This is a genomic window from Flavobacterium sp. 1 (assembly GCF_002797935.1).
GTDB lineage: Bacteria > Bacteroidota > Bacteroidia > Flavobacteriales > Flavobacteriaceae > Flavobacterium.
On sequence record NZ_PGER01000001.1, the window covers coordinates 5025518 to 5047475 of the forward strand.

The 21958-nt window shown below is 32.8% G+C and carries 13 protein-coding genes; 3 read left to right on the top strand and 10 right to left on the bottom strand.

Features of this window, described 5'->3' with window-relative positions; all coding sequences use genetic code 11:
* The first annotated feature begins 10 nt into the window (after nt 1–10).
* On the top strand, nt 11–808 hold the full coding sequence (locus CLU83_RS20445; RefSeq protein WP_100433311.1) for a rhomboid family intramembrane serine protease: 798 nt from the start codon (nt 11–13) through the stop codon (nt 806–808).
* An 81-nt stretch (nt 809–889) separates the two neighbouring features.
* On the opposite strand, the gene rlmB is transcribed toward CLU83_RS20445, so the two are convergent.
* From rlmB to CLU83_RS22610, 10 genes are all read right to left on the bottom strand, one after another.
* On the bottom strand, nt 890–1624 hold the full coding sequence (rlmB, locus tag CLU83_RS20450; protein ID WP_100433312.1) for a 23S rRNA (guanosine(2251)-2'-O)-methyltransferase RlmB: 735 nt from the start codon (nt 1622–1624) through the stop codon (nt 890–892).
* Between the two features lie 279 nt (nt 1625–1903).
* The gene (locus tag CLU83_RS20455) at nt 1904–2791 is read right to left on the bottom strand and encodes a hypothetical protein (protein ID WP_100433313.1); all 888 of its coding nucleotides are present in this window, start codon (nt 2789–2791) and stop codon (nt 1904–1906) included.
* Between the two features lie 16 nt (nt 2792–2807).
* On the bottom strand, nt 2808–4514 hold the full coding sequence (locus CLU83_RS20460; RefSeq protein WP_100433314.1) for a SusD/RagB family nutrient-binding outer membrane lipoprotein: 1707 nt from the start codon (nt 4512–4514) through the stop codon (nt 2808–2810).
* A 10-nt stretch (nt 4515–4524) separates the two neighbouring features.
* On the bottom strand, nt 4525–7674 hold the full coding sequence (locus CLU83_RS20465; protein ID WP_100433315.1) for a SusC/RagA family TonB-linked outer membrane protein: 3150 nt from the start codon (nt 7672–7674) through the stop codon (nt 4525–4527).
* 466 nt (nt 7675–8140) lie between these two features.
* Entirely contained in the window at nt 8141–9610 is a 1470-nt protein-coding gene (locus CLU83_RS20470) for a SusD/RagB family nutrient-binding outer membrane lipoprotein (protein WP_100433316.1), read from the bottom strand.
* Between the two features lie 13 nt (nt 9611–9623).
* Entirely contained in the window at nt 9624–12842 is a 3219-nt protein-coding gene (locus CLU83_RS20475; RefSeq protein ID WP_100433317.1) for a SusC/RagA family TonB-linked outer membrane protein, read from the bottom strand.
* 1464 nt (nt 12843–14306) lie between these two features.
* Entirely contained in the window at nt 14307–15785 is a 1479-nt protein-coding gene (locus tag CLU83_RS20480; RefSeq protein ID WP_100433318.1) for a SusD/RagB family nutrient-binding outer membrane lipoprotein, read from the bottom strand.
* Nucleotides 15786–15801: 16 nt separating this feature from the next.
* On the bottom strand, nt 15802–18963 hold the full coding sequence (locus tag CLU83_RS20485) for a SusC/RagA family TonB-linked outer membrane protein (RefSeq protein ID WP_100433319.1): 3162 nt from the start codon (nt 18961–18963) through the stop codon (nt 15802–15804).
* An 86-nt stretch (nt 18964–19049) separates the two neighbouring features.
* Nucleotides 19050–20339 (bottom strand): hypothetical protein, encoded by a 1290-nt coding sequence (locus CLU83_RS20490; RefSeq protein WP_232727208.1) that lies wholly within the window; start codon nt 20337–20339, stop codon nt 19050–19052.
* 128 nt (nt 20340–20467) lie between these two features.
* Nucleotides 20468–20800 (bottom strand): hypothetical protein, encoded by a 333-nt coding sequence (locus CLU83_RS22610; protein ID WP_232727209.1) that lies wholly within the window; start codon nt 20798–20800, stop codon nt 20468–20470.
* Between the two features lie 217 nt (nt 20801–21017).
* Here CLU83_RS22610 and rpsL point away from each other — a divergent pair, with 217 nt between their 5' ends.
* Both rpsL and rpsG read left to right on the top strand, forming a co-directional pair.
* Entirely contained in the window at nt 21018–21401 is a 384-nt protein-coding gene (gene rpsL / locus CLU83_RS20495) for a 30S ribosomal protein S12 (RefSeq protein ID WP_007136570.1), read from the top strand.
* A gap of 73 nt (nt 21402–21474) precedes the next feature.
* Nucleotides 21475–21951, top strand: coding sequence for a 30S ribosomal protein S7 (gene rpsG, locus CLU83_RS20500; protein ID WP_100433320.1), 477 nt, complete (start codon nt 21475–21477; stop codon nt 21949–21951).
* Nucleotides 21952–21958: the final 7 nt, after the last annotated feature.

Consider the following 21958-nt stretch of genomic DNA (forward strand, 5'->3'; position numbering starts at 1 on the left):
CTCTAAAAAAATGGAAGAAAATCATTTTAAATTTACCAATACTGTTTTAGGAGTGCCGCTTTTTTTTGTGCTGTTCCTGTGGTTTGTTTATTGGCTGGAAATCCGATTTGGATTTGATTTTGATGAGAACGGAATTTTGCCGAGGACTTTTTCAGGATTGCAAGGTGTGATTTTTAGCCCATTTATTCATTCGAATATAGAACACCTCTATAATAACTCTATACCATTACTAGTGCTTTTGGCTGCTTTGTTCTTTTTTTATCGAAAAGAGGCAATGGGAATATTGGTATACGGAATTTTATTTTCAGGTGCTTTGACATGGCTTATAGGAAGAGAAAGTTACCATATTGGAGCCAGTAGTCTAATTTACGTATTGGTTTCTTTTATTTTTTTTAAAGGCTTACAAACCCAATATTATAGATTGGTAGCCTTATCTCTAACAGTAGTTATTCTTTATGGCGGAATGGTTTGGTATGTTTTTCCAAAAATTGATGAAACTATTTCTTGGGAAGGACATCTGTCAGGTTTAATAGCGGGTTTTGTATTGACTTTTTTTTACAAAAAAACAGAATTCAGGAAAGTGATAAAATACGATTGGGAACGCCCTGATTATGATCCATCCGAAGATAAATTTATGCAGCGGTTTGACGAAAACGGTAATTTTGTCAATCTCCCAAAACCTGAAATTATTGAAGAAGTTCAAACAGAAATGAATCCTTTTTTTATATCGAATTCAAATGTTGTGTATGATTATGTTGAAACACAAGAGTCTTTAAACGAAAAAAATGAATCAAAACCGGAGTCTTGATTCATTCTATTTTGATAATTTATTATAATCTAGGGTTGTTTAACTGCAATCTAAAATCTGCAATCTGATTTCTAAAATTATTTAGCTTCTTTGTCTAACTGCTTCATATAAAAAAGCGCCACAAGCTACAGAAACATTTAAAGAGCCAATAGTTCCAAACATAGGAAGTTTTGCTTTCTCATCTACAATTTTGAGTACAGATGGGTTTACTCCACGGTCTTCAGACCCCATAATAATTGCTATTGGTTCGTTTAAAGAAATATCATAAATGTTTTGATCTGTTTTTTCGGTAGCGGCAACGGTTTTGATACCGCTCGCTTGTAAAAGAAAAATAGCATCTTTAATATGTTCTACTTTACAAATAGGAATATTAAATACTGCACCCGCCGAAGTTTTAACCGTGTCTCCATTTACAGGAGCGGAACCTGCTTTTTGAACGATAATACCATTAACGCCTGTGCATTCTGCTGTTCGGATAATAGCACCAAAATTACGTGCATCTGAAATTTGGTCCAAAATTAAAAACAAAGGTTTTTTTCCGTTTTCGACAACGGTATCTATCAGAGTTTCTAAGTCAAAAAACGAAATAGGAGAGATGCTCGCTACAGCACCTTGGTGATTATTGGGAGTCAATCGGTTTAGTTTTTCTACGGGAACATAAGAAAAATTAATATTGCCACGTTTCATCACCTTCATTAGGTCTTTCATTAGTTCGCTGCTTGCTTCCTTCTGAATATATACTTTATCAACTGTTGCGCCCGCCTGTATAGCTTCAATTATTGCTCTAATCCCGAATATTTGGTGTTCTTTTTCCATGGCGCAAAGATAGTTTTTTGTTTCAAATTTTAAGTAGACTTGAGTTAAATTCTAGCTATGTTTTGGTTATGAGTAATAAATAGACATATTTAAGATTGAACTTGTTTAAAAACTCTTAAAATAACGGTTTACAAAAAAGAATGTATACCACATTTTGTTTAATTGTTTTTTAGATATTAATAAAAAAAACCTATTCAAATGAATGAATAGGTTTTCGATACCAATTTAATCTATTTTATTATTGAAAAACAAATAAATTCTTAAATAAAATATTGATTATTATTTAGTAAGGTTGAAGGTATATGGACCTGATCCATTAAATATTAATTTTAAATTAATATCACCAGTACAATTGCTTACATTTCCAGAACCTGTTAAAGTATACACTTGGCCTGGTCCATAATTGAATCCTTCATTTGAAGTCACTGTAACAGCTCCTGTAGCTGGGTTAATAGTTACAATTATATATGATGTTGAATAGTTAACTAGGTATGGATTATTAGTATTTAAAATTTTAAATTTTAATGTTCCAAACGCTGCTTCATATACAACAGGAATAATGTCTCCTTTAGAATAATCTTGCCAATCATCTTGTACTACTTTGTAATTCCCATTAAAGGTTGCAGCATTTGTTATGGGACATGCCATTATATAGGTTTGTGATGCTGTAAACTGTAAAGAGTTGGATATATCTGCACCAAATTTTTTAACCCCCTTATCAGTAAACATGTTAATTACAGTACCATTTTTTAGAGTTATATCAGCACTTATTACTAAGTTATCTGTAATTCCAAAATCATTTGAAGTATTTAAAATAGTAAAAGCTTTGTAAAGGTCAGCTTCTGTATAAGTTACATTAGCTGGAAAGGTTGTTACTCCAGTTGTTAAAACAGCTTTCTCAACAACAGTACCTTTAGTATAATAACCCACAATGTTCATTGACGCAACGTCGCCTCTTGCAACACTCATAGTTACTCCTATTTTAATGCTTCCTCCGCTTTTTAGAGCAGCATAGTTTAAGGATGCATCTGTGCCAGGTGTTTTTACAACATTAGGAACTGCGCCTTCAATAAATTCAGTTACTGAACTACCCCCATCGTCTGTGCATGATGTTATCATCATAAGTGCCAGAATAAGAGTTACGGCTATATATTTGATTTTTTTCATTTTTATGTGTTTTAAATTATTTAGCCCAAAAGATTTTATATGTTCCTGGGTTTTTCTGAGCTGGTGCTTTTGAATTAGAGTTTAGCTCGTCTTGAGGCCAGAAGAAAGATTGTTGGAATGGGTTGTTAAGAACTGTTTGTGCATCATTTATTAGAAAACCATTTCCATTATCTAACTGATATTCTTTAGTTGTGCTTAGTGGATTTGCCAAAATAGGAAATCCAGTTCTTCTATAATCAGTATATTGATCCATAGGATCACCATAAGTTGCAACCCATTTTTGCGTCATAATTATTTCTAATTTCTTATCAGCACTAGCTGCTGTATATTCTGCTATTACTTTATTGGTGAAAGTGGTAACTGATGTAGAACCTATCAATACAGGTATAGTTTGAGCAGAGCCGTTTTTTGAAACTACTTGATCAACTTTTGCAAAACTTGCATTTAAAGCTTCTTGGAATTTTGCAGTAACATCACCACTTAATTTTCCAACTTGCATTAACTCTGCTTGAACATATAAAAATTCAGCGTAAGTAAATATTCTGTGAGGTGCAATACCGGTTGCAAGTTTAGGATCAGCACTCATGATTCCTCCTTTGTTGTCATCATACCTTCCTCCTGCTGGAAAAATACCTGGGTATGTGTAAGAACTTTCAGCACTTCTATCTCTGTCTGGTCCTGTACTACCAAATCGAATACTAAAGAAGCCCGTTGATTTATCCCAATAATCTGCATTAGGGTTTCCTGTAGTTGTATTACCTTGATCAGGTGGGAATTGACCATCTTTTAACTGATTGAAGAAATAGTAAGGAAGACGAGGATCTGGATTTCCACTATGGATATTTGGATTCATACCTTTTAGGATTTCATAAAACCAAGGGCTTTGATAAGTGCCAAATTGTGTACTGTTGTAAGATTCAAGAAAGTATGAATTTCTTTCATCAGTTGGAGAAAGATTTTTAGTTTGATTAAATTGAAAGTCATCAGTAAGTGAAGTGAAAAAATTGTTTTCAGCAATTAAGGCATTAAATCCAGCTTGATCGAAAGCCGAAGTTAGTCTAACTTGATTATATAGTTTTAATTGAAAAGAGTTAGCAAATTTTATCCATTTGGCTGTGTCTCCTTCATAAAACAAATCATTTTTTCCTGGTTTTTGATTGCCTGCACCTGTAGCTATATTTTTTTTAGCTTGTTTTATTAATTCGAAAATAGAAGTATAAATTACCTTTTGGTCATCGAATTTTGGGCTAATTATTCCGCTTTTCAATTGTCCCGCTTCTGAATAAGGAACATCTCCCCATAAGTCGACTGCGATAGACATTAAATAAGCTTTCTGCATTTGCCCAATACCTAAATAAACTAAGTCTCCAGTTTCAGTTGATTGTTTAATTAGGGTTTCTATGTCATTCAGGGTTAAATATATTGCATTCCAATCATTTGACATGTTAATGTTGTCAACTCTAATGCCGTATTGATCCTGTTCTTCTCTCGCAGTTGTTTGATGAGTATAGACAGATAGAAGGCTAGCAGTATAATTGTTATAATTATTTACATTGTTTATACTTACTTCTATGTTTGTTAATAAAAGACTTAAAGGGGCAACTGTTGGGTTGTCAGTGTCAGTATCAACATCTAAATAGTTGGTACAACTCATAAAAAGAGTTGTAACTAATAACAAAACAAGACTGTTTTTATTATTTTTTATTTTTTTTAAAAGTTTCATATTTTTTTTTTTAGAATGTTAAATTAAGTTTAACTCCAAATCTTCTTGCTGTTGGAGCTGCTGAAACTTCAATTCCTTGAATGTTAGTCGAGCCATAGCTGGTAGTATCTGGATCAAAATTAGTATGTTTAGGAACATTTGGCGCAAAATACCATAGGTTACTGCCTAGCAAACTAATTGAAACTTGTCCGAAAGGTGATTTTTTTAACATCTCTTGTGGTAAACTATAAGTTAAATTAACATCTCTCAATCTAAATACTGTCCCATCATATATATCCGCTTCATCAACACTATTGATAGCAAAAGTATTACCTCCGGCAGGAGAGAAGTACAGCTCATTCATACTAAGTTGAACGGTATTTGGAATTTTATTTCCTGAAGCATCAACTATAGCAACTCCATTGCTGTCTCCATAGTAACCAGGGATAATGTATGTTTTTTCTCTGTCTTCTGTGTCTTTAGTAACACCTCTTCCCAATAACGACTCAATTGTAGAAGAAGAAATATCTCCACCTTTTCTATAGTCAAATTGGGCTGTAAGAGTAAAGTTTTTATACTTAAATGTGTTTATAAAGCTCATTTTAAAATCAGGATTTGGATCACCAATAATACCAGGTGTAGGATCTGCTATGATTCCACCACCGCTTTGGTTGATTAAGAAGTTTCCTTCGTCATCTCTTGCAAATTTACTGCCATAGAACACACCATAAGCTTCTCCTTTTTGTACATATGCTACTGTATTGGCTTGCAAATTAAATCTATCTAATCCATCCTTTAATTTAGTAACCTCATTGTCATTTTTAGTGAAAGTACTGAATAGTGTCCATTTAAAATCATTTGTTTGAACAGGAACCAATGTTAATTCAATTTCAAGCCCTTTGTTCACCATAGCACCTAAGTTAGTATTATAGGTAAGATATCCAGTAGACGTAGGAACTGTAATTGGAGTAATTAAATTAGTCGATGTTTTTTTATACACACTTAAACCTAGTGCTATTCTTTTTTTGAAGAATTCTAAATCAGTACCAAACTCAATTTCTTCGGTAAATTCAGGTTTAACATTTTGGTCCCCTAGGTCAGTTGGATTTGCAATTGTTGGATTTCCATTATATGAATTTCCTAAGGCATATGTTGCGCTTGTAAATTCAGAAACAGCATCTTTCCCTACTTTTGCCCAGCCCCCTCTAATCTTAGCGAATGTAAGTATATCGTTGTCCATATGTAAAGCATCTGTCAAAATAAAAGAAGCATTTACACCTGGATAAAAATAGGAGTTATTGCTTTTTGGTAATGATGAACTCCAATCGTTTCTTGCTGTAGCATTTAAAAATAAATAATCTTTAAATGAAAATGTTACATCTGCAAAAAGACCTATATTTCTTTTTTCAAATCTGTAATCAGCAAGATTAGAGACATTTAGTGTGTTTCCAAAGGTAAAAACATTTGGGACACTAAATCCTTTTCCATAAAATGCAAGTCTTGAGTTGTTATTTTGCAAAAAGTTTGCACCTAAGATTGATTTCATGCCGAAATCATCTGATAATTTATAATCAAAGTTAACTAGTAACGTAGATTCAATGTCTTCATTTGTAAATTTATCATTTGTCAAAGAACCTACACCGCCATCTGCTCTTGAATGTAGATCACGAATCTGATTTCTGTCTAATGTATATCTATTCATACCAGCTCTATAGGTAGCTGAAATATTTTCGTTAAATTCATAATTAAGATTAACGCCACCTACAGTTCTATTTGTGTGTGTGATAATTTGATCATGTTTCCAAGACCAAAGGGGGTGGTCAAATTGTGTTCCATTTGGTGTTACGGAAGCTCCATTAGCATCCTCATAAGGTAGATTCATATCCCAGTTTCTTGCTAAAAACATTGTTCTAGCAAATGATGAGGCTGCTCCATCAAATTGATTTTCTCCAAAAAAAGCACCAACTTGTTTTGTGCCAGAATAACTCATGTTTGCGCCTACAGTTAATTTATTGGCTAATTTAAAGTTACCACCTACAGAAAATCCAGTTCTGTCATAAGTATTATAAGGTATATACCCATCCTGCGCCATGTTTGATATTGTAGCATTAAAACTGCCTTCTTCTCCAGAATAATTAAATCCTACCGTGTTATCTGTTACAGTTCCAGTTCTAAATAAATCTTTTACATTGTTTGGTTTTGCAACATATGGTACAGTTGGTCCAAATTGTGATGGAAATGCTGCTAATAATGTTGGCCAAGTCGGGATTGTTGCTAATGAATCAAAACGTGGACCCCAAGAACCATTTGAATTTGAATAGTTAAAATTTGACCCAGCTCCGTAGGTATTTTGAAAATCAGGTAAGTTATTAACGTTTTCCAAATAAGCTGCACTACCAACGTTAACGCTTAGTTTATTTGTCTTTTTTGAACTCGGAGATCCAGATTTAGTTGTAATAACAATTACACCATTTACAGCTCTTGAACCATATAAGGCAGCTGCTGAAGTACTTTTAAGGACGTCAACAGAAGCAATATCATTAGGGTCTAAACTTGATAATGCAGACTCATATCCACCACCACCAGTTACTTGGCTAGAGGTTGTAACTTGCGGATCACTATAGGCTATACCGTCAACAATTATTAATGGCTGATTATTTCCTGAAAAAGAAGTAACACCTCTAATTGTGATTCTGTTTGCAGCACCTGCGACACCAGTGGAAACACCAACATTAACACCAGCAACTTTTCCATTAAGGGATCGCACTAGATCTGGCTCTGCATCATTAGTAATTTCTTCAGCTTTTATAGAACTTACAGAATATCCTAAATCTTTAGGTTTTCTTTTAATACCAAAAGCTGTAACGACTACGCTCTCCAATTGTGTGGCACCGCTTGCCAGTTTAACATTAAGTGTTGTTGTGCTTGCTGATTTCTCTGAAGGTTTCATCCCAATATAGCTAAATACCAATACGTCTGTTGGTTTAGCATTGATGGCATATTTTCCATCAAAATCTGATTGTGTTCCATTCTTTGTTCCCTTTACTAACACACTTACACCCGGTAAAGGCATGCCTGCATTGTCAGAAACAATTCCTGAAACAGATCTTTCTTGCGCAAAGGTTAATTGCGCTACTAGTACTACTAGGAGTACTAAGAGTCCATTGAACTTTAGTTTCATTTTTATATATTTTGAATTAGTTTAGTAAAAATCATAATAAATTGTTAATTATCCTAATATATGAAACCCTTTTTTTTGGCAAGGCCTAAATTTAACATTATAACTTATTATTATTTTTATGTTATAAAATTATTTTATATATCTTAGAATCAGTTTAATGAACTGTTTGAAGTTTATTTGAAATATCGAGGCAATTCAGTTCTTTTATTTGATTTTTGTTTTTTGACAATAGTTTTATTGTTAATATTTTATGGATTCAATAATCTGGAGCATTAAGATTTGTTAAACTTTAATTTTAGTATAGGTTTATAGAGAATGTTCTATTTTAAGAGTTCAACGTAAAGTTTGTTGGGGTTTTATTAAGATTTTTTATCTATAGATCTGAATTTTCGTATAAAAATATATAGACATAAAAAAACCATCAGCCTAGCTGATGGTTTTCATTTGAATTATATGTTGATGTTAATTAGTTAACATCCCAAAATAATTTAGTTTTTAATTTATCTCCTCCAATTGAAGTTGATGCAGCTTGGTAATTAGTAGCATTTAAAGTTTGCTCTCTAATAGGGTAAGTCATTCTTGAAGGCACTTGACCTTCAGCGGCTTGGTCTGCTGTTGCTGGTGCAACAAGTACTGGGAAGTTTAATCTTCTTGTAGATGTCCATCCTTCAAAACCTCTATTGAATTTTGCATACCAAGATTGCTCACCAATTCTTTGTTGCCATGTACCAGTAGCAGTTGCATAAGCAACAGTTGGTTGTGCTAAGTATGTAGCAGTAGCAGTAGCAGAAATTCCCCAATCTTCCATTGAAGCAGTAATTGCCTTAGTGTAGTGTGATTCAGCAGTTCCACCAACAGCAACTCCTCTTTCAACAGCTTCAGCTAATAAAAATTCTACTTCAGAATAATCTAAAAGTGTTCCTGCAAAAGATGCCTCCTGAATATGGTCACTTACGTGTGTGAATTTCCCATAAGAGTTTTTAATTCCAACTACTCCTCCTTTATAAGGCGTTAAATTATCATCAAAATATACCACAGTTCTTGGGTCATTTTTTGCTACAATGGCATCAACAAAAGGTTTTGCTGGAACAAAATCATGTCTTCCTGAAAATACTAAATCCTCATAGATAGGGTTAGTATTTGGTAGGTTGTTCATGTATGTTAATTTAGCATTATCTTTATTTGAAGTAAAACCTCCTGCAGCTCCTGTTAGGATAGCATTATTTGCAATAGCAGATTCTAGCCCTGAAGCTTTAAGATTGATACCCAATTTTAATTTAATACTGTTTGCGAATTTTAACCAAGCATCTAAATCATCACCGTAGATTACATCGGCTGTGCCAAATGCAGTAGCACCGGTATCGATTGTAGCGATGTCCTTATTCAAACGAACAATAAGATCTTTGTAAATATCAATAGCTTTGTCATATTTAGGTAAATAATCTCCTGAACCTTGTAACGATTCTGTATAAGGTACGTCACCAAAAGTATCTACAATTATTTGATACGTGTAAACACTTAAGATATCAATTAAAATTAATTGATTTTTCTTTGCAACTGTTTTTGTAGCGTATTCTGGATCATTAGCTAAAATTTCAGAATTTTCTATGCTTTTTTTAGCGGTCATTAAATTAGCTAATGGTCCTACATACAATTGATTCCAATGATTATCTGAAATTTTTCTAGCTGTCCAATTGTAATTAGACTCGTCTAAATAAGTGGTTTCTGTCCATTGTTGGTTAACTAATCTGAAAATATTTTTATTAACATTTGAGTTTACCAATTGGTCTGTCAGTGATTTTTGAGCACTTGTAAATAAAGTAGATGGTGGAACCGATGATGGGTTTTTTTCATCCACATTTAAGTCTGTAAGAGCATTATCGTCACAAGATACTGTGAGGATAAGAAGTCCTAAGGCATATATTATTTTTTTCATTTCTCTTTTTGTATTAAAATTTCAATGTTAAGTTAAACCCAATGTCTCTTGTTGTAGGAAGTGATCCTACTGAATATCCTCTTGAGCTATTTCCTGATGATAATCCACTTTCAGGGTCTGCATAAGGTAGGTTTTTGCTAATAATCCATAGATTTGAGCCTAACAAACTTAATGAAGCACTGTTGACAAATGTTCCTTCAAACATAGTTTTAGGGAAGTTATAAGTAATAGAAACTTCTCTTAATTTTACATAAGATGCATCATATACAAATGCTTTGTTTGGTTCTACTAAATAACCGTAGTTATTAGAGAAAGTGCCAGGATTTTTTACTACAACTGTATTTGGAGTTCCATTAGGAGCTACACCAGCATTTAAAATACCATTTTCTCTGATGTTATCAACTGCAGTTTCTTTGTATAATCCTGTTGCAAGACCATAATACATATCTAAAGAGAAAATATCTCCACCTTGCTGAGTGTCAATTAAGAATCCTAAAGAGATGTTTTTGTAAGTAAATTTATTTCTAATACCGCCCATCCAATCTGGAGTAACGTTACCAATGTTGTTGGTAGCAGAGGTAGTAATTAAATATTTACCAGTAGCTTGGTCTATTGTTTTTTCACCATTTGTATACACGTAGTCAGTACCTTTTAATGTACCGTATGCTTCACCAGGTGTAGCATTTACTGTAACACCACCTTGGAAAGATCCTAATTGTAAGTTGTCTACACCATCAGGTAATGAAACTACTTTACTTTCATTGTTAGACCAGTTTACAGTGATATCCCAGCTAAAATCTTTAGTTCTGATAGGTGTTCCAGTTATTTGTAGCTCTAAACCTTTGTTTTCGATGTTACCACCATTTACATAAGCGTTTGTTACTGCTGATGCAGATGAAACTGCAGCTGCAACGATTTGATCTACAGAGTTAGTTTTGTAGTAAGTTGCATCAAAACTTAAACGTCTGTCAAAAAAGCTACTCTCTAAACCAATTTCAAATGATTTTGTTCTTTCAGGTTTAAGATTTGGATTGTTATTGATGCTGCGGAATGGATTTGTTAATGCATTCGTGTAAACAGGTTGGTCTTGGAAGTTTGGATTTCTATTGTATGTGTTTACCAAGCTTAATGCAGGAGCATCATTACCAACTTCTGCATAATTTACTCTAACTTTTCCTAAGTTTAACCAATCAGATTTAAGTACATTAGAAAAAACAAATGATCCAGAAACTGCAGGATAAACGTATGAGTTGTTTCCTTTTGGTAATGTAGAAGAAGCATCTCTTCTGATAGATGCGTCAATAAAATAAGTATCTAGATACCCAACAGATCCTTGTGCATAAATACCATTTACACCAGCATTAATTATTTGCTCTTTAGGGAAAGGTAGTTCATATCTAGAGTTTGATAATGCATAAATACCAGGAGTTACTAAACCACCAATTGTTGAAGCAAGCACATTGTCTTTATCTGTTCTTCTAATACTTCCACCTAATACTCCATTTAAGCTAATGTTTTCGCCAATTTTTTTGTTAAAGTTTAACATTAAATCATAGTTAACCTCTTGGAAGTTAATGGTATTTCTTTGATATCCTGAAGCTTCATCTGCGGGTGAAAGTCCAAATGCTGAAGGGATAGAACCCACGGCTCTTCTTTCTTCTTGAAGTTGATTATAAGTGTCTAAGGAAACTCTGCCTAGAGCACTCATCCAATCTGTAATCTTGTAATCAAGAGATGCATAGCTGAATAAACGTGTTCTTTCGTCTGAAGAATAATTTTGATAACGTGTGAAGTAAGGATTATCCCAGTAAGCAGGTGTTAATCCTTCAGGAGATGTTGGGTCAGACCAGTTCCATGTTACATTTTGACCTCCTGAAGCTTTGTAGACTTGCTCCAAAGATTTAATGTCTGTGTTAGTTTGCCACCATTGTCTAAAATTACCCATGATGTTGTCGTTGTAACCTGTTGAGTTTCTACCTATAGTATTTTGTAGTGTTACGGCAGCATAAACATTTGCAGTTAATTTATCTGTAATTTTTTGACTGAATCTAGCACTTAATTGATTTTTTTTCAATTCACTATTTGGCAGGATTCCAGTTTGATTAGTATTTACATATGACATAGATAAACTAGATCTGTCAGTTGATTTCTCAAGGGAAAGACTGTTCGTGTAAGTTTTAGCGTCATTGAAAAATGTAATTGGACCATTTTTGGCAGCTGTCCAAGGAGTAGCTTTTCCAAAATTTGGAGAATATGGAGTAAAAGCATCCCATTGATATACTGGTGTACCATCGAAAGCATCTCCATATGAAGCGTCATTTGATGTATCTACTGTATCGGGTGTTCCAGTTCCTAAAAATGAACTTCCGAAACCATAACCTGATCCGTATTTGTTTTGGTATTCTGGAAAAGTTGATTTGTCTACAGTACCAATAGATGCATTACTAGAAAAAGTGAAACCAACTTTATTATCTTTAGTTGCTTTCCCTTTTTTTGTAGTAACCATTACTACCCCGTTACTTGCTCTTGAACCGTATAGTGCTGTTGCAGCAGCTCCTTTAAGAACGTTGATGCTTTCAATGTCTTCTTGATTAATATCAGAAATAGTGTTACCGTAGTCGTAGCCACCTCCACCAGTTAATTGAGCTAAAGCATTTGAATTTGAATTATCAACAGGAACCCCATCGATTACCCAAAGTGCTTGATTGTTTCCTGTTAAGGATTTGTTACCTCTAATTACAACATTTGTAGAACCGCCAAAATTTGTGTTTCTTGATACTTCAAGACCTGCTACTTTTCCTGAAAGTAAGTTTGCCACATTTGGTGATGCGGTACCTCCATTTAGGTCTTTTCCTTCAACTTGTTGGGAAGAGTATCCAAGAGATTTTTTCTCTCTCTTAATTCCCATAGCAGTAACTACTACGCTTTCTAATTGTGTTGCATCACTTGCTAGTTTAACATTAAGCGTTGTTGAGCTTGCAGATCTCTCTGTTGTTTTCATGCCAACATAACTAAACACCAATACATCGCTTGGTTGTGCTTTGATAGAGTATTTCCCATCAAAATCTGATTGTGTTCCATTTTGTGTCCCTTTTATTAATACACTCACACCAGGTAAAGGTACGCCTGCATTATCAGAAACAACTCCTGAAACAAATCTTTCTTGCGCAAAAGTAATTTGCGCTACTAGCACTACAAAAAGTGCTAAGAGTCCATTGAACTTTAGTTTCATTTTTAAATATTTTGAATTAGTGAGGCAAAAATCATAATAATTTGTTAACCATCCTATAATATTTAAATTTTTTTATGCATGCATATTTAATTTACATTTTTAACTTATATATAGTATAATGTTATGAAAAATATTAAATTTTCATCAATAAAACTTTTTATTAACATAATAGCCAATTAAAGTTACAATATCATTAAATTTTACCAATGTTAATATTTAATTTTCATAACAAATAAACAGTTTAATGTTATAAAAATAAATATATATAATGTTAAAATTTAACATTATAACTTATCGTTATGTTTATGTTATAAAATTTAATATTAATATTGATGTTGAGAAATAGTAATAATAATTTAAAGTTTATTTTCTTTATTTCGACACAAGTAGTTGAAATTCAGTTTATTTAATTTGATTAAATGTATTTTCTTGTTATTAAGTATGTTTTAGTTAAGAATAAAAGAATCTACTTAATTAAAATTGAACATTTAAAAAAAAGTATGATTTTTTTAACCGTTTATTATTGAGTAAATACTTTCTTTTTTATTAATAATAACAGTTTCGAGTATAAAATCCTGTAATTTATTGCAGTACTTTAGTAATGCAATAAAACTTTATCTTTAGATTATGAGTACAGATTTAAGATTAGGTTTGGCACAGTCACAGACTAACAACTCATGTTGTTATAGGTTTAAAGTTTTGAAAGATGATGTTCAAAAGTGTTGCCATGAGATTCTGATACAGATCTGTTAAGCTGAAGGTGTTGAAATTTTAAAAGAAGTTGTTATTTCAAACCATGTTTACATGCATATAAAAGACGCCCCAATGCATAACTTCAGTTCAATTTAAAAAAAAGTTTCAAAGGAAGAACTTCAAGAAATTACAAATGGAATTTCCCGAATTGAAGGAGCGTTTTTGGGGACAATTTTTTAGGCAGGTGGTTATGATGTTTTGAGTACTGGAAATATAATGGTAAATGAATATTTTGAACATTATAGTAGAAAAGAGGGGTATAATAATTTAAATTTCATTCGCGATTGGAATAAATGAGGGACTGCAAAATAATCCTTTGCATTTTCAGTGGAGTGGTTTAGTCACTTGTTCGAAAAACCATTTCGAGCATTGTTTTTAGTGGTTTTCTCTTGCTTATCGAAGTCTAAATGGGTCTCTTTTACTTTGAGTGTTTTTTTTAATACTCGCTTTTGTAGTAGGGCTAAAAAGATATAAAGGTCACCACCTGTTTTGAATTACTTCAAAAATTAGGTGATATTTTTCTATATGTAGTTTAATATTTGTTTGTATTTTGAATTTGTATATTTTCATTGGAGTTAGCAATAATTTTGATTATGCTTGTTTGTTTGTTTTCAGAATATATAGCGGACATATTTATGTATAAAAAAACCACCCCGAAATGGGATGGTTTAAAATTTATATAAATTTAAATTAGATTATTTGTAAAAAGTATTAACGAGTTCCTCCAGCCCACCAAACTTTTTCTGAATAGACATAAGTTCCGTCGCCAAATGCTGCTTTAACATTTGGATTTGTAGATACATCAGAATTTCCATAAGGTAATCTAAGCGGAAATTGAGTTGCATTCTTAGGATTTGCCAATTGTATTGGATGTGCAGCCACAGATCCATACATTGCTAATAAACGTCTGTAGTCATTGTATGCTTCAACAGTTTCGTTTTCATAGAAAGAGAAATATTTTTGTACTGCAATCTCTTTTAATAAATCTGCATTAGTTAATATGTTTAATCCTGCTACATAGGTAGTTGCATTTGCAGTTGAAAAGTTTTTAACTTCATCTTTGTTAAATGCGGCATTTACAGCAGCTGTCAAACTAGTTGTACTTGTTACAGCTGCAGAGTTTCTTGCTTCAGCTTCAGCTTTAATGAACAATAGTTCATGGTAGCTTAACATAAATATTGGATTACTTGCATTTAATAGCGCTGAGTATGAATAAGTTTGACTTTGAGGACTAACACCATTAACATAAAACTCGTAGGTAAAAGGTGCTCCTTTTGATATTTGAATTTTTTCAAAATAACCTGTAGTACGAGGGTCATTAGCTCTAGCGTTTAATTTGTCAAATAAACTCTTACTTGCGAATAAGTAATTTCTGTCAATTTTGAATTGAGAATAAGGATTTGGAATACCAGCGTTTTTCATTTTAAATTCTTCGCTTTTATCCGTAAACGACTTACTTACATAAGTTAATACCTTAGCATAATCAGGATTTTTAAAAGATAGGCGTAGCGTATAACGAGCCAACAAACCATTGGCTGTTTTTATCCATTTAGAAATGTGTACTGGTTCAGTATCTGTTAACTTATAATATATTATATCCTGAGTTCCTAAAACTGGATAAGATGATGTTTTTCCTAAATTTACTATAGCATCTTCTAGAGTTGCGAAAATAGTTTTGTATAGGTCTTGTTGACGATCCAATTTAGGTTGGAAAATTACTCCAGGTTGAAAAGCCTCAGAGAAAGGAACATCTCCATACATATCTGTTAGCATAGCTAAATTGTATGCATATAGAATTTGTGCTATTCCTAATGTGGTATAGTTGCCTTTTTCTGCACCAGTAGAACATTTTTCAATTATCAACTTTAGGTTGTACATTGTTTGATATTGACTGTTCCACGGGTTGTTGAAAGTGGTTTGATTTTGTGGCTCACCATTTCTTACCTCTGCATTGTACATTTGACCAAAACCTCCTGCGTTTAATTCTACATAAACACCGGTATAGAAAGCTTGCTCTGAAGCAGTATTGCTAAATGCAGTACTCGTCATAGCATCAGTAATAGCGTAACGAGTTGGCACATCTGTTGGATTGTTTACATTGGTGTTGATATCGTCCATTACATCTTCTGAACAAGAATTTAATGAAATCGACGCAATCACCAAAAGTAATATGATTTTATATTTTTTCATGATTTTTTGAATTATATTAATTAATTGTTAGATTCATTCCAAGTCCAAAACTTGTTGTTTGTGGAATAGATAATCTTTCAAATCCTCCAGCTATATTATTATTTCCTTGTGATGATTCTGGATCTAAATTGGGTATTTTAGATGAAAGCAAGATGTTTCTTGCAAATGCAGAAAGTCGTACGTCGAATCCTTTTGAAAATTGTGGCATAGTGTATCCCAATGATAATTCTCTTAGTTTCACGAAAGAAGCATCATATATAGCAGTTTCAGCAATATTTGAATACCTAGTATAAGTATCTTGTTTTGTAGCTCCTTTTGTATTTACAGCTCCAGATTCAGTTACACCTTCTTGTATCATTAATTCATCGCGGTTTCCTGTTTTAGTACTTAATCCGTAAGTATCAAGCAATGAGTTTGTTCCGCTATACATTTTTCCTCCATTTTTCCAATCAAAAGTGGCAGCAAGAGTTAATTTTTTGTATCTGAAAGATGTTGTTCCTCCTAGGTTAAATTTTGGAGCTACTTCTCCAAGTGATTTAGTTTCTCCAGATAGAGCCAATCCATTAGCATCAACTATAATGTTTCCTTTGTCATCTCTTTTAAAAGCTGTTCCGTAAATAACAGGGAAACGTTCTCCTATGCTTGCTCTAACTTGCGGTGTTGTAAATCCTCCTAAGAAAATATTTGGAACTCCCTCTTTTAATTCATCTACATAATTGTCTATTTGTGTGTAATTTGCAGAAACATTCCATTCGAAATTGGTAGTTTTAACTGGAGTAATACCTACTATTAATTCATGGCTATTGGTATGAATTTTTCCTCCATTCATCACTAAAGTAGCTGCACCTGTAGAGCCGGCTAATGGCACTTGAAAAATTTGGTCAACTACATCTTGTCTGGAAAATGTATAATCTATACTTATAAGATCCTTAAATAATCGTAATTCACCACCTACTTCATAAGATTTTGTGTTTTGTGGTTTTAAATTCGGATCATACATTACATTGTTTGGTGTATAAGAATTTACACCTCCAAGTGGATAACTTACAGGGCTGTTTTGCCAGAAACCACCGCTATAGCTAGGCACTGAGTAGAAATTTGCATAGTAAGTTCCGGCTTGGCCAACTTCAGCCCAAGATCCTCTTAGTTTTGCAAAAGATAGTATTGAGTTTCCTTTTAAAGCTTCCAATTCAGTTAATACTAAACCTAATGATACGGATGGATAAACAAATGAACGATTATCTCGTGGCATTGACGAAACAATATCTTTTCTTATTGTAGTCCCTAGAAAAATAAAGTTTTTGTATGAAAGATTTAGGTTTCCAAAAAGACCAAAAGTTCGGTTTTTAGCAATGTTATCTGAGGCAATTGTTTGTTTAGTGTTTTTTAAATTAGGCCAACCACCAAAGTTAAGGTCATTTCCTGTCATGCTATATGATTTTTCGTATCTATCGTTGATCTCATTACCAGCCAGAGCTGTTAAATTTAAATCATCTGAAATTTTATATTCATAATTTACTGTAAATAATGAATTTACAGTTCTAGATGTGATTCCGTAAATTTCTAAATGACCTGCCGTTGTTTGTGCGTTTCCGAATTCTTTTATATCTCTATAATCAGTGGTATAAGCATCAGCGCCTAGCTGGTAACGGAATGATATTTTATGTATATCGTCTGTTGATATCTTCGGAGCAAATTCAACATAACTATTTCCATAAAAACGATCTGTTTGTTCGTCAAATTTATTGTGTGCAGCTGCCCAATAAGGGTTGTTGAATCCATTTGGTCTGTAATAAATTTGTTTATATGGATCTGTAGGATTTTCGTATCCGTTTCCTTTTAAATCATAGCTTCTCGGACTTGCAAATGCACCTGCAACAGATGAATCATTTGCACCTGTAGCCTTTTCAATTTTAGTTTGAACATAGTTACCCACGAATCCAGTCTTCCAATCGTTTCCTAACTTTGTGCTAAATGCTCCTTTTGCATTATAACGATCAAAACCAGTTGCAGGTATAAAACCATTTTGATTTGATGAACCAAAAGTAAATGCGTAATTGCTTTTTTCAGTTGATTGTGTTAAGCTAAAAGTATTGTTAACCGTGATTCCTGTTTTAAAAAACTCACCAAAATTGTCATATACTTGAGGAGTTACCCATGGGTCTAAACCTGCTGTAGCTCTTTGCGGTACATAATATTTACCTGCGTGTGTCGTTATGTCCCCGCCATTCAAGGCATTAGAAACGTTGCCGCCATATCCCGTGCTATTTGGTAATTCTGAAATTTTAGGACCCCAAGTCAGTGAACTTGTAGGATTGAATAGATTACCTGATCCTTGTGCATATTCATTTTGATAATCAATCTTTCTAGACACATTGTCTGCAGTAATGGAGCTAGAGAAATTTATTGTAGGTTTGCCATTTTTAGAGGTTCCTTTACCACTTTTTGTGGTAATCACTATTACTCCATTTGAGGCTCTAAGTCCATAAATTGCTGATGCAGCTTGTCCTTTTAGAACGTTTATAGATTCAATATCGTTTGGATCAATATCTACCGCTCTGTTAGCACTGTCTGATCCGGTTACACTGTTTCCAGTACTGTAATCAGCTGTCGATGCTATTGGCATACCGTCAACTACATATAAAGGTGTGTTGTTTCCAGTGAAGGAACGTGCTCCACGGATTACAATTTGAGAAGAGGCTCCAGGAGCACCACTTGATGGTGTGATAGTTACCCCTGCCAATTTTCCTTGAAGAGCTCCAGCTAAGCTATTGTTGGATCCTTTGGTTAATTCTCCAGATTTGATTTCTTGTGTAGCATATCCTAACGCTTTTCTCTCTCTCTTGATACCCATTGCTGTTACAACTACACTTTCTAGTTCTGTTGCGTTACTAGTTAATTTTACATTCAGTGATGTTGAGCTTGCTGATTTCTCTGAAGATTTCATACCAAGATAGCTGAATTGCAATACATCGCTTGGTTGTGCTTTGATAGTATATCTCCCATCGAAATCTGATTGAGTACCATTCTTCGTTCCTTTCACTAATATGCTTACACCTGGTAAAGGCATGCCTGCATTGTCGGAAACAATTCCTGAAACAGATCTTTCTTGCGCAAAAGTTAGTTGCGCTACTAGTACTACAAGAAGTACTAAGAATCCATTGAACTTTAGTTTCATTTTTTTAAATATTTTGAATTAGTGGGGCAAAAATCACAATAATTTGTTAACAATCCTAATATCTGAAACTCTTTTTTTTGTTAGGCCTAAAATTTAACATTATAACTTATAGTTATGTTTGTGTTATAAAATTTTATTTCTTCTTTTTTTGTCTTCCCATTTGTGATGGCAAATTTTAATAGCCCATTTGGAGTTTGTGCGCCCAAACCGAGTCCAATGCCTAGAAGTTTTTCATTGTTTTTTTTTATTGAAGAAATTGTTGGATCTTCGTAATAACAGTAGTCTAGAATGGAATTGAAGAATAAATTTGGTGAAACTAAATATCTGTATTCTGTCATAAGAGCGATCATTAAATTTGCTTGTAGGCTGTTTTCTGAGAATCCTCTTATGGAGTTTATTCCTCCAAAACGATATAATTCATTTGTGATATAATTTTGGCTTTTTAAAAAATAATTTTGGCTTTTTAAGTTTATAATGTTTTTTTCATTAATATAAAAATCATTCATTATGTTAAAATTTGCAAAATTTTGTTTTAGTGATGGATTTTCTGTTGTTGTTCTATTTCCGGTTCCAATAGTTAAGTTTAGAAATGATTTTATTGGGAACAGTTTGTTTTTTGAATTGTTTTTTTTGAATTCTAAAGAAGTGGTATAGAAAGTGTTCTTATAATCAGCTAAACTTTGACTATTTAGATTTTGAATATCACTAGATTCCGTAGATTCGAATCCGAGGTAAATGCGTTTGTTGTAATTTAAGAAATATCCTAATAGCAAAGCAGTCTTTGTGTTTTGAAAAATACTGTCTTGCTTAAAAATATTGATTTGTGCTTTAATAGCTAATGGGCTGTTGAATAAATAAGGGATATTTAAATTAGCATTAAAAAGTTTTTGATTATTTCCGTCATTCTTCCAGTAAATAGATAATTCTTCTCCGTTTCTAAGTGCGTTAATTAAGGTTAGGTCTAAATATCCGTTAAATTGAATTTTTTTATTTTCTGAATTATTGAACCCTAAGTAGCCATCAAAATTATTTGCTTTCTTTTTTTCTAAATAGACAAATACTTTGGTACTGTCCTTGGTGAATAATATTTCTGGAAATTTAATTTGATTTACAAATCCAAATTCTTCAAAATCATGATTGATTTGTTTTACTGTCTCTTGGTTGAAAATTGAGTTCTTGTATTTTTTTATGATTTGTTTTTCTGCTCCTTTTGGGAAAAGCTTTTTATGCTGTTGATTGGAGTATTTTATTTCTATCGTGTTTAAATTTCTTTTTCTGTCTGTTGAAATTGATAAGTCAGCATATAATAGATTTTGGTTTTTCTGTTGTAAATTGATGAGTTTTACTTTTGCAAATGCATAGCCATTTATTTCCAAATTTTGCAGAGTATGTTTTAAAAACGGTTCTATTTGAGAATATGATAATATTATAGAATCTTGTTTTGTTTCATAAAAACTGTCTAAAAATAAATTGTTTTTTATACCTATATATATATGTATATTTTTTATTCTTTTTTTAAGTGAAAGTTTGGTAATATAACTGCTGTCATTTTCTTTTTTTCTTCTAATATTTGATTGTTTATATAGCCTAACTCAGTTAGTTTTTTGGTAACTAAATTTATTTCTTCAATTATTTGTTTGGCATTTTGTTTTTTTATTGAATATCCAATTGAATCAATTATTTTGGTTTCAATTGATGTTTTTCCAATTATTTTTAATTGAAGGGTCTGACTTTCGGAAGTCAAATAATTAAGAAAAAAAAATAGAATAAGAATTTTGAGTTTCACTTTTAATTTCTTTATGATGAAAGTAACGCAAATATCTGTTCTTTGTTTCAATAATCATAATGTTTGTCTTTTGAAGTTGTCTTTGTTGATGTTTCTTTTTGGTTCATTAAGTAACTGTTTTTTGTAAAGATGTATTTTGTTCGAACACAAATGTTTACTTCTTGTGAAAATAAATCAATTATGGTTTGTAGAGTGAAAATTAATTTATACATTTGCAACCCCGTAAAAAGCGGGATTTTAATATAATAAGAAATTTTTAGTATTAATTATGCCAACAATTCAACAATTAGTAAGAACAGGAAGAACTCAGATAACTAAGAAGAGTAAATCGGTTGCTTTAGATTCTTGTCCTCAAAGAAGAGGGGTTTGTACGCGTGTTTACACTACAACACCAAAAAAACCAAACTCTGCAATGCGTAAAGTAGCGCGTGTACGTTTGACAAATGGTAATGAAGTGAATGCTTACATCCCTGGAGAAGGACACAATTTACAAGAGCACTCGATAGTATTAGTTAGGGGTGGAAGGGTAAAAGATTTGCCAGGAGTTAGATATCACATCGTTCGTGGTGCGCTTGATACGTCAGGAGTAGCAGGAAGAACGCAAAGAAGATCTAAATACGGAGCAAAACGACCAAAAGAAGCGAAAAAGTAATTTAAAAAGTTATTCCTGTGATGGTGCGATTTATTGTGCTAGTATGGGTGTGAAATTTTATTAAAAAAAAGACATGAGAAAAAGAGCGGCAAAGAAAAGACCACTTTTACCAGATCCAAGGTTTAACGACCAGTTGGTAACGCGTTTTGTGAACAACTTAATGTGGGATGGTAAGAAATCAACAGCTTTTAAAGTTTTTTATGATGCAATTGATATCATTGAAACTAAAAAGCAAAATGAGGAAAAAACTTCATTAGAAATTTGGAAAGATGCTTTAACAAACGTTATGCCTCACGTAGAAGTACGTAGCCGTAGAGTAGGTGGAGCTACATTTCAAATTCCGATGCAAATCAGACCAGACAGAAAAATTTCTATGGCTATGAAATGGTTAATTCTTTATTCAAGAAGAAGAAACGAAAAATCAATGGCTCAGAGATTAGCTTCAGAATGTTTAGCTGCGGCTAAAGAAGAAGGAGCTGCTGTTAAGAAAAGAATGGATACTCACAAGATGGCAGAAGCTAATAAAGCATTCTCTCACTTTAGATTTTAATTCTTAA

Bases quoted from the DNA above. Each gene is read 5' to 3' on its own strand.
- CLU83_RS20480 (WP_100433318.1), bottom strand. From the start codon at position 15,785: ATGAAAAAATATAAAATCATATTACTTTTGGTGATTGCGTCGATTTCA.
- CLU83_RS20455 (WP_100433313.1), bottom strand. From the start codon at position 2,791: ATGAAAAAAATCAAATATATAGCCGTAACTCTTATTCTGGCACTTATG.
- CLU83_RS20465 (WP_100433315.1), bottom strand. From the start codon at position 7,674: ATGAAACTAAAGTTCAATGGACTCTTAGTACTCCTAGTAGTACTAGTA.
- CLU83_RS20475 (WP_100433317.1), bottom strand. From the start codon at position 12,842: ATGAAACTAAAGTTCAATGGACTCTTAGCACTTTTTGTAGTGCTAGTA.
- rpsG (WP_100433320.1), top strand. From the start codon at position 21,475: ATGAGAAAAAGAGCGGCAAAGAAAAGACCACTTTTACCAGATCCAAGG.
- CLU83_RS20470 (WP_100433316.1), bottom strand. From the start codon at position 9,610: ATGAAAAAAATAATATATGCCTTAGGACTTCTTATCCTCACAGTATCT.
- CLU83_RS20445 (WP_100433311.1), top strand. From the start codon at position 11: ATGGAAGAAAATCATTTTAAATTTACCAATACTGTTTTAGGAGTGCCG.
- rpsL (WP_007136570.1), top strand. From the start codon at position 21,018: ATGCCAACAATTCAACAATTAGTAAGAACAGGAAGAACTCAGATAACT.
- CLU83_RS20460 (WP_100433314.1), bottom strand. From the start codon at position 4,514: ATGAAACTTTTAAAAAAAATAAAAAATAATAAAAACAGTCTTGTTTTG.
- CLU83_RS20485 (WP_100433319.1), bottom strand. From the start codon at position 18,963: ATGAAACTAAAGTTCAATGGATTCTTAGTACTTCTTGTAGTACTAGTA.
- rlmB (WP_100433312.1), bottom strand. From the start codon at position 1,624: ATGGAAAAAGAACACCAAATATTCGGGATTAGAGCAATAATTGAAGCT.